A 12,617-nucleotide genomic window follows, 5' to 3' on the forward strand; every position below is an offset into this window, starting at 1 on the left:
ATGGATTATAATTATGACCTTGATCTCTTACCTTTGCCCTTCTTTTTAGCCTTGCCAGCTTTTTTCTTTTCATCCTTTACAGCAAAGGATTCCAGCAACACTACCATGAAATCCCAGATCTTCCTGATAGAAGGGATATGAAGACATTCATCAGGTGAATGAGGATTTTTTATTGTAGGTCCAAAGGATATCATATCCATGGTCTCAAACTTTGAGCCGATAACAGCACATTCCAGACCTGCATGTATAACCTCTATCTTTGCCTTTTCACCGAAAACAGATGAATAAACTTCCATGCAGCGTTTCAGTAAAGGAGAAGACATATCAGGCTGCCAGGCAGGATAACCTGAATTATGTTCATAATCTGCACCGTACTTCTTTGCTACGGATTCAATTGAGGAAGTGAGAGCTGCAAGTCCTGAATCAACGGAACTACGCTGGCTTGAGAGAACTACAAGCTTTCCGTCTTTGATGTTAATCGTAGCCAGATTACTTGAGGTTTCAACAAGTCCTTCTATGTCAGCTGACATTGAAGCAACTCCATGTGGAAGCTCCTGCAAAAGTCCGATGATCCGGGATGAAGTTTCAGAATCTATTGACTCCGTTATTTCTTTTTGAGAATCCAAAGAAGGAGAAGAAAATTCATCTATTCTAATAGCAAGCCCGGTTTCGATCTCTGAATAATCTGACTTCATTTCGTTTTCAAGATCAGATATGAGTTTAGATAATTCTTCTTGCTTACCAGCCGTAACAGCTACAGTAGCCTGAGCATAACGTGGAATTGCATTATGAGCAGATCCAGCTTTTATATCTATAATTCTAATATCCATCCTATCGGCAATTGAGCTTAATGCTCCTGCAATCAGTTTATTGGCGTTTGCACGATTTTCATGAATATCCACACCTGAATGACCACCCACAAGACCATCAACCACCAGGTTAAAAGTTATCATGTTTTCAGGCAGAGGTGAAACATCAACTGGCATGCTTATTGTAGTGTTAAGTCCTCCGGCACATCCGACAGTGAAAACACCCTCATCCTCTGAATCCACATTGAGCAGTATTTCCCCGGAGATGAAATCAGGTGTAAGGGCGTTGGCTCCGGTAAGCCCTGTTTCCTCATCCACCGTAAAGAGAAGTTCAAGTGGAGGGTGTTTTAAGCTTTTGTCTTCTGCCAGTGCAAGTGCAATGGCAATTGCTATGCCGTTGTCAGCACCCAGAGTTGTTCCCTGTGCTCTAAGCCACTCACCATCCACAACAGGAATTATCGGATTCTTGGTGAAATCATGATCACTGTCCTGTGTCTTCTCGCAGACCATGTCCATGTGACCCTGTATCACAATTGAAGGCAGATACTCACATCCTTTTGAACCCGGCACTCCGATAACAATATTGTTCACACTATCGAACTTCACACTAAAACCATGGTGCAATGCCCACTGTTTAAGCCACATGGCTATCTTTTCCTCATTCTTGGAGCATCTGGGTATGCTGCAAACTTCCCTGAAATGTGAAAGTATTCGTTCTGTGATCTCGTCCATGGTCCTTACCTGCCATTACGCTATTATTAATGAAAATAATCCTTGTCAATATTACAATTAACTGCCTGTTTTGTATAAAAATATCACACAACAAAGATAAGAACGATCTTGATAATCTCATTTTATAGAAAATACACAAATACGTGATTATGAGTGACTAACATGAGCTATTATGATACTATCAGTGTTATCTTAGGTGATATCGTAGAGCAGGAAGTTGATGCAATTGTGAATGCAGCTAACAATTCCCTGCTTGGAGGAGGAGGCGTTGACGGTGCAATTCATCTTGCAGCAAGTCCGGAACTCCTTGAGGAATGTCGGACTCTTGGTGGATGCCCTACCGGCGAGGCAAAGATCACTAAAGGATATCTTCTGCCTGCTAAATGGGTGATACATACAGTTGGCCCTATCTGGAATGGAGGACATAATCAGGAGGATGAGCTTCTTGTCAGTGCTTACAGGAATTCGCTTCTGCTGGCAGAGGAATATGATATCAAAAGTATCGCATTCCCTGGAATTAGCATTGGAGCCTATGGATTTCCGGTAGAAAGAGCATCCGTACTGGCAGTGAGAACAATTCTTGAACACATGAAAAATGGTGGAAAGCTTGAAGATATAAGGCTTATCTGCTTTAATGATGAAGCCTATCATTCTTACTCAAATGCACTTGAACTTGCTGTATCATACATATACATTAATGAATAAATAAAATACGTGATACATCATTATTATTAGAATTAGTACATCATACACATACAATACCTATTTGTAATATGAACTTAAGGTAGACATATAAAAAGTTTGGTTCAGACATAAAATAACCAGACTTAAAGAGCCTTGCAGGCTTAACACTTATCGTGTGGTGCGGTAGGTTGGAAAAATGGTTGGTGGTTACCGGAGTTATCCGGTTTGCAGACCCGTGGAACAGGGTTCCTTACAAGATGTGGAATCCTGTTCAAGTCACTCTTTTGTTGTATTAATATGACTTCCGTTAGCCAGGCTTATTCATAAATCATTTATCCAAATGTTACATACTAAAACCCATGAGCCTGCTTATCGTTAAGAACATTACCAGGGAAGGACCCGGGATACTGGAAAATATACTAAAGGAAAACAACATTGATTTCCATGTCGTTGATCTGGATGCAGGAGATAATCTTCCTGAACCTGACAATTACTCTGCAGTTATTGTATTTGGTGGACCTGACAGCGCCAATGACAAAACTATAAAAATAGAACAAGAACTTGCAATGATAAAAAAAGCAATTGACCTTAATATTCCATACCTTGGCATCTGTCTTGGAATGCAGACACTTGCAAAATCTCAGGGAGCTGTTGTTCGCAAAAATGAAGTAAGGGAAATCGGGTTTAAAGCTGAAGATGGAGAGTATTATTCTGTCAATATTGAAGGCGAATATACAAACGATCCCCTGTTTTATAGGCTTGGAAATCCCCTTAAGATATTCCACCTGCACGGTGAAACCATTGATCTTACTGATAAAATTGAATTAATGGCTACTGGAAAATACTGTAAAAACCAGATAATCAAAGTCAGTAGCAATGCCTATGGAATTCAGGGTCATTTTGAGCTTACACCTGAAATGTTCAATGTCTGGCTGGACAACGATCCTGAACTTATGGAACTTGACAGGAACATGCTTTTGCAGGATTTCGATGAACTTGCACTCGAATACAGGAACAACGGTCACACACTTTTCAGCAATTTCCTAAAAATAGCAGGATTACTCTGACCCTGGTAAATAATCAAAACTTTTTTTATGCACATCTGGAAAAAACTGGAGCTTTCCATTAAATGCTCATAGATTCATATACAACTGAAGAAACTGTTGCAGCATTGGCTATATGCTTAAAAGATAGCGAAAAAATAATCGGTTCCTGTGGATTTGCTGCGGTTGAATTCTCAAAAGACACATAATATGTTATGCACTTAAACCGGATTTCAGGAACAATGGATATGCTACCGAAGCCATGAAAAATTGATTCAATATATGATACTTGTTCTTGATATTGAAAGAATCTGCATTTATTTTCATCCTCAAAACATTGCATCCATGAATCTTGCAAAAAGAATATTTTTCAATAACCAACTGGCTTTTGTGGAGCGATAACTGTAGATTATCAGCCTTAATGCTAAAGACAAAAATAAAATAATAAAGTTTAAATATATATAAACTAATTTATTTTTTGCGGTTTCAGGTGTGAGAATGACCAGGGTACAACAGACATGGATATATGGCACTATAAAAAATCCATTTTTTCTGATAATAGCTACAACATTTCTTCTAAGCACTCTTGCTTTTCCTGTATCTGCATCTTCTGTAGTAAGTGTAGAGCAAGCAACACAAGAAGTACAGACTGGAGATGATTTTGACATTTACATCAATATAACACCATCGACAGCAGTTGCAGGTGCGCAAATTGACCTTGATTTTGACAGCAGTATGTTAACGGTAACTAATGTTGAGGAAGGTGATTTCTTTGACAGGAATGATGTCATGTCTATTTTTATTCCCGGCACCATTGATAACCAGCAGGGAACAGTCAGCGGAATTTTTGCAGTCACTCTGGGACAGGCTGTGATAGAATCCCCTGGAACCTTTGTCCATATCACTTTAAGAGCAGGTGACCAGGTAGGAGAAAGTACCATCAGCCTGTCAAATGTAATATTAAGTGATGCCAGCGGGAATGAAATTCCAATTACTATAGAAAATGCACAGGTCACCGTAACAGGAACTTCCACTACTGATTCCACAAATGATGTGTCAGGCAGTTCTGGTGGTGGAGGAGGTGGCGGTGGTGGAGACACTGGTGAGAATATTGACAACATCGAACTCAAGGAAGTCAACAAATTATACATTACAGGAAACACCGATGTTACATACACTTTTGATGAAAACAATAATCCTGTAAAAGCCATCAGTTACACATCACTTAAGAATGCAGGTTTTATCAGCACTACTATTGAAGTCCTGAAAGATGTTTCAACAACTGTTCCTGAAAAGCCGAATGGCCTTATTTATAGAAATATGAACATCTGGGTCGGCAAGGCAGGATATGCAACCGATAGTAATATGGAAGACATGAAGATCGCTTTTGCTGTCCTTAAAAGCTGGATTCAGGTCAATGGTGTTGAAACAACTGACATCCGTTTAAACCACTACCATGATGATAATTGGCAGGTGCTTGACACCGAAATGACAGGAGAGGATGATGACTTCTGTTTCTTTGAAGCAACTACTTCCGGGTTCTCACCTTTTGCAATTACGGCAGATATTGCCGATGAGCTAAATGAATTAGAAACAGAAATAAAACCTGCCAATGCAGCTTCATCCTATGATGACAATGGCCCTGATGAGCAAATTGAAGAGATTGAAGTCGATGATGTTTCGGATTCTGCAAAACTATCACTGAATGGCATCCTATTGAGCTTGGTTTCAATGTCATTTGTAGTTCTTCTGAGGCGCAGAGATAAATTATAATCTCTAATAATTCCTGAAAAAGAATAAATCCTCTCCGAACTATTGTAAATAGAGGAGAGGTAAAATGATCGGAATCATGAGTGACTCACATGACAACATGGATGCTATCAGAGCTGCAGTGGAATTATTCAATAAAAAGAAAGTAAAAACTGTTCTTCATGCCGGTGACATAATCTCACCTTTTACGGCATCTGCTTTTAGCAAACTTGAAGCAGACCTGTATTATGTATTTGGGAATAATGACGGTGACAGATTACTCCTGAAGCAGAAATTCGATGAAATTGGAGCCGAATGCTGTGGTGATTTTGGCGATCTGGAAATAGATGGTAAAAGAATTGCACTTATTCATGGAATATATGAACCACCTGTTATTGCCATGGCGGAATCAGGAGACTTTGATATGGTTGTCAGGGGACACACGCATCACGCAGGTGTAACTAAAATTAACGATACTTTGTTGATAAATCCGGGAGAGACAGCCGGAGTACTCACAGGAAAAAGGACAGTTGCACTCCTTGACCCGGAACTCGGAGTGGAAATAGTAGAGATCTGATAAAGGGATGCTTTAGAGCATCTCCTCTACCTTTGACAGGAATTCCTGAACCTGTGCGGGATCAAGATCAAGTTCCTTATTCTTTTTGATATCCATGTCAGTGAGCAGTATGTGTTTACCGATAGGAATACCTGCTTCTTCCATAGTTGCCTTTGCACAATTGAGAGGACAACCATCAATAACAATGATAGATTCGCAACCTTCTGCAGATTTAACTAGGCCTGAAACTTTACCACCGACACCTACGGTGCACATCATATTACCTGTACCCTTCTTATGTAACTCTACAGCAATAGCGTTACTCAACTGACCTACATTGGATGCACCCGCACATGGGAATATTCCTATGATGGAAGCACCACATGAACATTTTACGCTTTCAGACATAGGTATCACTGTGTTATCCATTCAATAACCTCATCGACCTTTGGTACTCTTCCAACGATCTTTACATCGCCGTCAATGACAACTGCCGGAGTTATGAGAACACCATATGCAATTATATCATCCATATTTTCAACCTTAACTATCTCTGCATCAACACCGGCCTGTGCAACTGCTTCTTCGACAAACTTCTTTGTCTTGTTACATTTTGCACAACCTGAACCCAGAATTTCTATTTTCATATTTTTATCTCCTTTATCTATTTTCCATTTTTCAACATTTTCCAATTACTTAAGGGAATACTTTTATAGCGTCAAACTCACATGCTGCAACGCAATCCAGGCAATATTTACATGACTTCATCCTTGCCGGAAAAACGATTCCATCTTTCATTTCCAGAATATCGTTCTTGCATGCATCTACGCATAAACCACAGCCGGTACATTTTTTATCATAAACTGCAACAAATACCATCAGAATACTTCCTATTGTGTAATGTAATGTAATAAGAACTGTAAAGAGAATGTCAGTACCCTCTCTTTAATATAGTTATCAGTTCCTCAGGATGAGGCATAGATTCTTTAATTTTCCGGCATGTTTTTTCAATATCATAATCAAGTCTGATAATTTCAGCTTCACCCGATTTAGTATCAAATACTGCACAACTGGCTTTACATTCTCCATCCCTTGGCTGACCTACTGAACCTGGATTTACGATCAACATTTCTTTGAACTTTCTGACAAATGACTGATGGGAATGACCTATGAAAAGGACGTCTGCCTCAATTCCACATATCATTTCCTCAAATTCATTATCCGGAGTTTCCGGTCTCATGTACTCATAATTAGACCTCGGGCTTCCGTGCGTGAAATAAAGTTTTAAGCCATCAATTTCTTTCTGAATGTTGAATGGAAGATGGCGTAAAAAATCCATCTGTTTTTCAGATGTCACTTCCCATGTGTAATCGCGGGTTGCAACTGAAAGATGCTTGTACTTATATCCGCAACCACATTCTATGCGTGAACCTACAGCAGCATCATGGTTTCCAAGAACGGTTTCTATTTTGTTCTCCATGATAAAATCAATACACTCGGATGGTGATGGACCATAATCTGCAAGGTCACCAAGGCAGATAACCATATCATGAGGAACAGACATTGCAGAATCTAGAGCTTCCTTGTTTCCGTGAATATCTGATATCAGTAATATTCTCATTTTAGCACCGAACTTTAACTTTTATAATTTACTGTTTGAACTTGTGCATTCACAGAACATACATTCCAAACACGTATCCTGCTACTGCTGCTACCACAACTACAAGACCAATATAGGTCATTCCTTTCTGGAAACCCATTATCCTGTTTATTACGATCATATTTGGGAGACTCAATGCAGGACCTGCAAGCAACATTGACAGTGCAGGACCTTTTCCCATTCCAAGAATTGTGAGTGCACTTATTATAGGGACTTCTGTTAGTGTGGAGAAGTACATAAGAGCTGCAGCAACGGAAGCTATGATGTAGGAAGTTACTGTACTGCCACCTACGTATTCAACTACGTATTCTGCCGGAAGAAGTTCAACAATGATACCTGCAAAGAATACACCAATAAGCAGAAGCGGAGTTATCTGCTTTATAAGGAACCAGGTTTCTCCCATCCAGCTTTCAAGTTCATCCCTGTCAAACCATTTCAGGGATACATATACTGTGATAAGTATCAGTGGGATTTCCACAATAAGCATTGGGGTCCAGCTTGTAAGGATTTCCGGTGTTACAAGGATTGCAAGCAGCAAAAGGAAAAGCCATACTGTGTGAGCATGCTTTTCTTCGCCAAATGTCTTGATACCTTTTTTGTCAACATCTTTTCTTTCGTATACAAAGGACATTACAAGACCTATGAAAACTGAAAGCAGAATTGCAATGATAGCTCGTGCAACACCAAGGTCATATCCGAGTATCTTTGCAGTATAGACGATGGCCAGCACATTGATGGCCGGGGCTGAGAACAGGAACGTGGTTGCAGGACCGATTCCGGCTCCTCTCTTGTATATTCCTGCAAAAAGTGGCAGGACCGTGCAACTACACACGGCAAGGAGACAGCCAGAAACAGCGGCAACCGAATAGGAAACATATTTTGGTGCGTCAGCCCCGAAGAACTTCAGGACAGACTCTTTTGAGAAGAGTGAAGCTATTGCACCTGCCAGGAAAAAGGCAGGAATAAGACAAAGGAGCACATGGAGTGCAAGATACTCCTTGACCGATGCAATACCAATATAAGCTAGGTCTATGATGTAAGAGGTCATTATTTCAAAATATGTTGAAATACTATATATATGTTATGGTTTCAAATATTTTTGAAATACGGTGCTGCAAAAATATGCCATAACTATCAATAACCGTCAGTAAACCACTAAAGGTATATCTAAAAAATACAATTGTGCACTATGTCACTGAAAGCCATTGGAAAAGTATCTAATTTTGCAGATGAAAAGACAATGCAGCTACTTGCTCTCTGGAAAGAGAGCGTAAGCATTGTTGAGCTTGAGGATACAGATGCAGAAAGTCTGGTCTATGAAGACTATACGCATTACATAGTTGTCCATGACTCTCTTGACATGGAATTTCCGGAAAAGAGAGACGAATGGAACAAAAGATTCTGTAAGGATGCGGGTGTGTCTGTTGTAGAGCTTATAAGGGTCAATGGCAAAAAAATCTATTTCAAAGGACTTTTTGCAGCTAACCATGCTTCAGTTTATGGTATTGTTCCTTACACATCATTTGATAATCAGGATGCTGATTTCCCACCAGCAGAAATGGAGATACTTAAGAAGCAGACAATGGAAGTAGCACTTCCTGAAGCTAATGGCAAAACCATACTTGATGTTGGATGTGGCATTGGCAACCTTACTTTGCAGATGGCAAGAATGAATCCGGATTCACAGGTCATGGGAATCGACCTCCTGGAAAAAACTATGGAACAATGTCGTCTGAACGCTATTGCTTATGACATCAAAAATGCTGCATTTAAAGCTGAAAGTGTCTATGAGCTTCCTTTTGATGACGAAAGCTATGAGACAGTTACATGCTTCTTTATGCTGCACCACCTTGATAATATCCCAAAGGCTCTCTCTGAGGTAAAGAGAGTGGTCTCAAAGAATGGTACCGTACTTGCAGTTGAACCACTGGATCACCACCACGGAACAGAAAGAGGTATACAGGACTGGGTAGACCACTTTGAGAAGGCAGGTTTTTCAGTTGAGACACAACTGATTAGCAGGGCTGTCTTTGTAAAGGCCAAAGTGACCTGTTGATATCCGCAAAATTGAATTTGCCGGATTAATAAAATAAGTATTGTTGACCACAAAAAAGATGTGGTAATGTTTTTAAAAAGTGGTCAACAATAATTGAAGCAGGATCTAATTTGAATTGGGTGGGGAAGGGGTGGTACATATTTGGTTGTGTGTAAAGTTCCTGCTCCAACTAAGTTAGTATTGAGAGTACATAGTACTTAAATATATTCTATTTTTATAATGCATATCGTGCCGCATGCTATCGAAATAAACTTAAAACAACTGAGACACAGTTTATTTGTGCCCTCAACCCTCAATAATAATTGTTAGAATTAATCAGGAGTAATTTGTAGAAATGAATCGTATCAATCATAATTATTTAATTTAATGATAAGGAGGAGCGGGCATATGTACCCGCAGAAAAAAGATGTGCAATGTCCTCTTTATAGAGGAAGTGCCTGACATGTTTTTGTCATTGCACCGTTTTGTAGTAGTGTTACAAATGCTACCTGTTTTTAACACTATATCTAGTGTCGGTTCGCTTTTATTTAAATGTTATGCCAAACTGTATTAGTTCTTTATCTTCCACAACAAGTGAATTGGAGAATATAATTTTTAAGTTACCCACTCGAGCTTGAGGAGAGACTTTTTGAATTAATTCTGCTTCAGGACATAATCATGTCTGCAAGTTCATCTGAGTGGGGAAACATTTCTTAATGTTTCTCAATGCCACTGTGTAAATTTTATTCTTTATCTGGACTTTCGGTTTGCTCTAAATGCAGATGAAGGAACCCTTCGACTGAATCTGAGTAATCAGGGTCTATACTGTAAGTTGCGTAACGCCCGTCTTTATCAGCCCTAACAATTCCCAGTTCCACCAGTCGTTTCATATGCCAGCTCATTGAGGATGTAGAGATTCCTATTGTTTTTGCAAGAGTTTCGTTGTTGATTCGTTCGCTGTTGAAGATCTCTAGAATAATCTGTCGAGTCATATCATTCCTCAACGCAGCGATCACTGTCATATCTTTTTCATCGTACGTGGAACTATTCTGAAAATACCGCATCTTCCCCTTTACTTTATGGCATACGATCATGTGCTCCGCTTCCAGAAGGTCAACATGGTATCTCACAGTCCCCCTGTTCAGTCCGGTTCTTTTGACTATCTCGTTAAAATAAGCTCCAGGACTAGATTGGATAAGATCATACAGTTTTTCCCGGTTCATGTTATCCAGTATGTTTGATTGGGATGTCCTTTTATATCCGCCCAAAAGGGATACAAGTTTCAGCGTGAAAAAAACTTCGGGAACAGAGGTTACTTGGGTAATTCCCAGCATCAGGAGTAACATCCAGTAGGGAATGGTTTTAACCTCAAGTTCCTGCACCTCCTCTCCGGCCACCGAGGCCCCCTGATTCATCGCTAAGGCAAGGACTTACTATGTACTCGGTAGCCCCGGCTGTTGAGGTAACCAGTAAAAAGAAAAGGCAAAGCAGAAGAGTTGCTGCTTTAATGCTGGTACACGTTGAAGTTGTAACCTTCCGTTCCAATTACCGATGCTCCATATACCTTGAATTCCCATTCTCCTGATTCCACATAGCCCTGACTTGGATTTATGTTCAGATGTATCCTGCCGTCAGTTTTCCCATCGTCCCTGTCATAGAATGTCCCTACCTTGCTGCCTCCTGGAGTGTAGATGGTCAGCGAGAGGGAATCACTGGTATCGCCCCAGTTTAGATCAGCTTCAAGCCATTCTATACCGGTGCCAACGTCCGATGTGTGTATCTTGGTCTGGCCCTGAGTTATGGAACTGTATAGCAGAATGGCAATAGGTGGATTATCCTCATTGGAAGGGCTAACCGTATAACCTTCTTTGGCCGATACTGCTGGCACTGTTAACAGAGCCACGGTCATGCATAAAGAAATAATCTTCCATATTTTCATGATGTCATCTACATGGCATACTAATTATGGAGTATATATAATTTCTGTACAAAGTATCTTACTAATGAGGAGTGTGCTGTTTTCTGCCAGTTAGAGTATTTGCATATAAAACTTATATAAAATTAATGAATAGGATTTTACGAGGTTCAACTGCAACCTTCCAAGCAATGGTTGAACCCCGGGATTGCCCAAGGGCATGATAATGTTGGCTTTGAGGATACTTAAAGCTTGTCTGATCCTGCCTTTTGGGACAGAACAAAAGGTGAAATGATGAAAACAAATATTAGATTTGGATTAAGCGTGATGCTTGCGGCAATGTTGCTGGTGAGCATGGCGTTTGTACCGGCTGTGAGTGCTAAAGAAGTAAATAATTTTGATGGTGGCGGAATTTCGGTGAGTAAGCATGTTTCTAAACCTGAAATATTATTAAATGAATCAGATATTGGCATACGTTCATTAAGTAATCCCAATCCTTCTACAAATGGATTAACATTGATAGGGTCTGATGCATCAGATACAAGTAACATCTATGGCTAGCAACTGATGTCCTACAGAATGTATTCTGTTGATAATGAAAATGATCCAGATTATGATTATTTCGTTATTTGGGTACAATCTACTGATAAGCTTAATGCGCCATTACCATTGAAATGGATTAAAACAGGCATTAAAGATATTAATAATGGAGAAATTGTTGATTGGTCACCAAGTGGAACGGTGTATACGGAAAGTGGTGAGACTAAGACGCTTACACTTGGATTATCCGTACCATTAGTCGCTTCAATATCTCAAACATTCACTGATCCCGATGGTAAGTTATACCCTAATGTTTTCACTACAACTCAGTTTGAATCAAAGTGGTCAGCTAGTGGAACCGGCACTTTGGATGCAGGATTTAATGCTGCTGGGATACAGATAAAATCTCCAGCAGGAAAATGTCCCAGTTTCACGTGGTATGCTAGTGCTAACGAGTACTAAAGACAAATGGGACAAACTTGATTGAAACTTGTACTGTGTTAGATTGATACGAGTATTTCAAATTGATTTAACACAGACACAGTTTCTAAATAATACTGAAATGAGATCATGCTCACAATAATCAAAATCGGAGATTTTAATATGGATATGCTATCAACTCTTGTTTTTTTAATAGAATTCGTTATACTCTACAAATTATATTATTTATTGCAGGACAAGTATTTTGATAATGATCCAGACATGAAACGCCCCCGGTTTGAAAATGATATTTTTAAGGTTGGCTATGTAACGGGATCCTTGTACCTGATGGACATATCAGGTGCTCATTTTTCCAGAATGTTGGTTGAAACCGGGATCTTATGGGTGGTTGCAGTGATCGTATTGTTATCACTTCTTTACAGGATCACGATCGCAATGGAAAATCGGTAATTC

Annotated in this window: 17 protein-coding genes; 9 read left to right on the forward strand and 8 right to left on the reverse strand. The window is 39.7% G+C overall.

Annotated elements, in window-relative coordinates:
* Window positions 1-11: 11 nt before the first annotated feature.
* On the reverse strand, window positions 12-1,541 hold the full coding sequence (locus FKV42_RS11140; RefSeq protein WP_154810308.1) for an aminoacyl-histidine dipeptidase: 1,530 nt from the start codon (window positions 1,539-1,541) through the stop codon (window positions 12-14).
* Window positions 1,542-1,703: 162 nt separating this feature from the next.
* On the opposite strand from FKV42_RS11140, the gene FKV42_RS11145 reads away from it, so the two are divergent.
* The 5 genes from FKV42_RS11145 (at window position 1,704) to FKV42_RS11160 (ending at window position 5,594) form a co-directional block, all read left to right on the forward strand.
* On the forward strand, window positions 1,704-2,246 hold the full coding sequence (locus FKV42_RS11145) for an O-acetyl-ADP-ribose deacetylase (protein ID WP_154810309.1): 543 nt from the start codon (window positions 1,704-1,706) through the stop codon (window positions 2,244-2,246).
* Between the two features lie 338 nt (window positions 2,247-2,584).
* Complete coding sequence (locus tag FKV42_RS11150; RefSeq protein ID WP_154810310.1) at window positions 2,585-3,292, forward strand: type 1 glutamine amidotransferase; 708 nt, start codon at window positions 2,585-2,587, stop codon at window positions 3,290-3,292.
* Between the two features lie 62 nt (window positions 3,293-3,354).
* Entirely contained in the window at window positions 3,355-3,477 is a 123-nt protein-coding gene (locus FKV42_RS14250) for a hypothetical protein (RefSeq protein WP_268865986.1), read from the forward strand.
* A 289-nt stretch (window positions 3,478-3,766) separates the two neighbouring features.
* Window positions 3,767-5,041 (forward strand): PGF-pre-PGF domain-containing protein, encoded by a 1,275-nt coding sequence (locus FKV42_RS11155; protein WP_154810311.1) that lies wholly within the window; start codon window positions 3,767-3,769, stop codon window positions 5,039-5,041.
* Window positions 5,042-5,105: 64 nt separating this feature from the next.
* Window positions 5,106-5,594, forward strand: a complete 489-nt coding sequence (locus FKV42_RS11160; protein WP_154810312.1) for a metallophosphoesterase — start codon at window positions 5,106-5,108, stop codon at window positions 5,592-5,594.
* Window positions 5,595-5,606: 12 nt separating this feature from the next.
* Here the strand turns inward: FKV42_RS11160 and FKV42_RS11165 are convergent, their stop codons facing one another.
* Genes FKV42_RS11165 through FKV42_RS11185 form a run of 5 tightly spaced genes read right to left on the reverse strand, consistent with a single transcriptional unit; the run spans window position 5,607 to window position 8,281 of the window.
* Window positions 5,607-6,002: a putative zinc-binding protein gene (locus FKV42_RS11165; RefSeq protein WP_230375662.1), complete on the reverse strand. Its 396-nt coding sequence runs from the start codon at window positions 6,000-6,002 to the stop codon at window positions 5,607-5,609.
* The gene (locus FKV42_RS11170) at window positions 5,987-6,220 is read right to left on the reverse strand and encodes a thioredoxin family protein (protein WP_154810313.1); all 234 of its coding nucleotides are present in this window, start codon (window positions 6,218-6,220) and stop codon (window positions 5,987-5,989) included. The genes FKV42_RS11165 and FKV42_RS11170 overlap by 16 nt, the downstream gene beginning before the upstream one ends.
* A gap of 49 nt (window positions 6,221-6,269) precedes the next feature.
* The gene (locus FKV42_RS11175) at window positions 6,270-6,452 is read right to left on the reverse strand and encodes a 4Fe-4S binding protein (protein WP_154810314.1); all 183 of its coding nucleotides are present in this window, start codon (window positions 6,450-6,452) and stop codon (window positions 6,270-6,272) included.
* 52 nt (window positions 6,453-6,504) lie between these two features.
* Complete coding sequence (locus FKV42_RS11180) at window positions 6,505-7,194, reverse strand: metallophosphoesterase family protein (RefSeq protein WP_154810315.1); 690 nt, start codon at window positions 7,192-7,194, stop codon at window positions 6,505-6,507.
* A 49-nt stretch (window positions 7,195-7,243) separates the two neighbouring features.
* Window positions 7,244-8,281: a permease gene (locus FKV42_RS11185; protein WP_154810316.1), complete on the reverse strand. Its 1,038-nt coding sequence runs from the start codon at window positions 8,279-8,281 to the stop codon at window positions 7,244-7,246.
* Window positions 8,282-8,422: 141 nt separating this feature from the next.
* Between FKV42_RS11185 and FKV42_RS11190 the strand changes: the two genes are divergently transcribed.
* The gene (locus FKV42_RS11190; RefSeq protein WP_154810318.1) at window positions 8,423-9,289 is read left to right on the forward strand and encodes a class I SAM-dependent methyltransferase; all 867 of its coding nucleotides are present in this window, start codon (window positions 8,423-8,425) and stop codon (window positions 9,287-9,289) included.
* Window positions 9,290-10,011: 722 nt separating this feature from the next.
* Here FKV42_RS11190 and FKV42_RS11195 read toward each other — a convergent pair.
* Entirely contained in the window at window positions 10,012-10,665 is a 654-nt protein-coding gene (locus FKV42_RS11195; RefSeq protein ID WP_196214121.1) for a winged helix-turn-helix transcriptional regulator, read from the reverse strand.
* 107 nt (window positions 10,666-10,772) lie between these two features.
* On the reverse strand, window positions 10,773-11,207 hold the full coding sequence (locus FKV42_RS11200) for a hypothetical protein (protein WP_154810321.1): 435 nt from the start codon (window positions 11,205-11,207) through the stop codon (window positions 10,773-10,775).
* A 228-nt stretch (window positions 11,208-11,435) separates the two neighbouring features.
* Between FKV42_RS11200 and FKV42_RS11205 the strand changes: the two genes are divergently transcribed.
* The 3 genes from FKV42_RS11205 to FKV42_RS11215 all read left to right on the forward strand — a co-directional run bounded on the left by FKV42_RS11205 (window position 11,436) and on the right by FKV42_RS11215 (window position 12,614).
* Window positions 11,436-11,744 carry a hypothetical protein gene (locus tag FKV42_RS11205; protein ID WP_154810323.1) on the forward strand — a complete coding sequence of 103 codons (309 nt, stop codon included), beginning with the start codon at window positions 11,436-11,438 and terminating at the stop codon, window positions 11,742-11,744.
* A 6-nt stretch (window positions 11,745-11,750) separates the two neighbouring features.
* Complete coding sequence (locus FKV42_RS11210; RefSeq protein WP_154810325.1) at window positions 11,751-12,185, forward strand: hypothetical protein; 435 nt, start codon at window positions 11,751-11,753, stop codon at window positions 12,183-12,185.
* A gap of 141 nt (window positions 12,186-12,326) precedes the next feature.
* A complete protein-coding gene (locus FKV42_RS11215; protein ID WP_154810327.1) occupies window positions 12,327-12,614 on the forward strand; it encodes a hypothetical protein in 288 nt (95 codons plus the stop codon).
* The last annotated feature ends 3 nt before the right edge of the window (window positions 12,615-12,617 follow it).

Origin of the sequence: Methanolobus vulcani (genome assembly GCF_006546655.1) — an archaeon.
Taxonomy (GTDB): Archaea; Halobacteriota; Methanosarcinia; order Methanosarcinales; family Methanosarcinaceae; genus Methanolobus; species Methanolobus vulcani_A.

Bases quoted from the DNA above. Each gene is read 5' to 3' on its own strand.
- FKV42_RS11140 (WP_154810308.1), bottom strand. From the start codon at position 1,541: ATGGACGAGATCACAGAACGAATACTTTCACATTTCAGGGAAGTTTGC.
- FKV42_RS11145 (WP_154810309.1), top strand. From the start codon at position 1,704: ATGAGCTATTATGATACTATCAGTGTTATCTTAGGTGATATCGTAGAG.
- FKV42_RS11150 (WP_154810310.1), top strand. From the start codon at position 2,585: ATGAGCCTGCTTATCGTTAAGAACATTACCAGGGAAGGACCCGGGATA.
- FKV42_RS14250 (WP_268865986.1), top strand. From the start codon at position 3,355: ATGCTCATAGATTCATATACAACTGAAGAAACTGTTGCAGCATTGGCT.
- FKV42_RS11155 (WP_154810311.1), top strand. From the start codon at position 3,767: ATGACCAGGGTACAACAGACATGGATATATGGCACTATAAAAAATCCA.
- FKV42_RS11160 (WP_154810312.1), top strand. From the start codon at position 5,106: ATGATCGGAATCATGAGTGACTCACATGACAACATGGATGCTATCAGA.
- FKV42_RS11165 (WP_230375662.1), bottom strand. From the start codon at position 6,002: ATGGATAACACAGTGATACCTATGTCTGAAAGCGTAAAATGTTCATGT.
- FKV42_RS11170 (WP_154810313.1), bottom strand. From the start codon at position 6,220: ATGAAAATAGAAATTCTGGGTTCAGGTTGTGCAAAATGTAACAAGACA.
- FKV42_RS11175 (WP_154810314.1), bottom strand. From the start codon at position 6,452: ATGGTATTTGTTGCAGTTTATGATAAAAAATGTACCGGCTGTGGTTTA.
- FKV42_RS11180 (WP_154810315.1), bottom strand. From the start codon at position 7,194: ATGAGAATATTACTGATATCAGATATTCACGGAAACAAGGAAGCTCTA.
- FKV42_RS11185 (WP_154810316.1), bottom strand. From the start codon at position 8,281: ATGACCTCTTACATCATAGACCTAGCTTATATTGGTATTGCATCGGTC.
- FKV42_RS11190 (WP_154810318.1), top strand. From the start codon at position 8,423: ATGTCACTGAAAGCCATTGGAAAAGTATCTAATTTTGCAGATGAAAAG.
- FKV42_RS11200 (WP_154810321.1), bottom strand. From the start codon at position 11,207: ATGAAAATATGGAAGATTATTTCTTTATGCATGACCGTGGCTCTGTTA.
- FKV42_RS11210 (WP_154810325.1), top strand. From the start codon at position 11,751: ATGTCCTACAGAATGTATTCTGTTGATAATGAAAATGATCCAGATTAT.
- FKV42_RS11215 (WP_154810327.1), top strand. From the start codon at position 12,327: ATGGATATGCTATCAACTCTTGTTTTTTTAATAGAATTCGTTATACTC.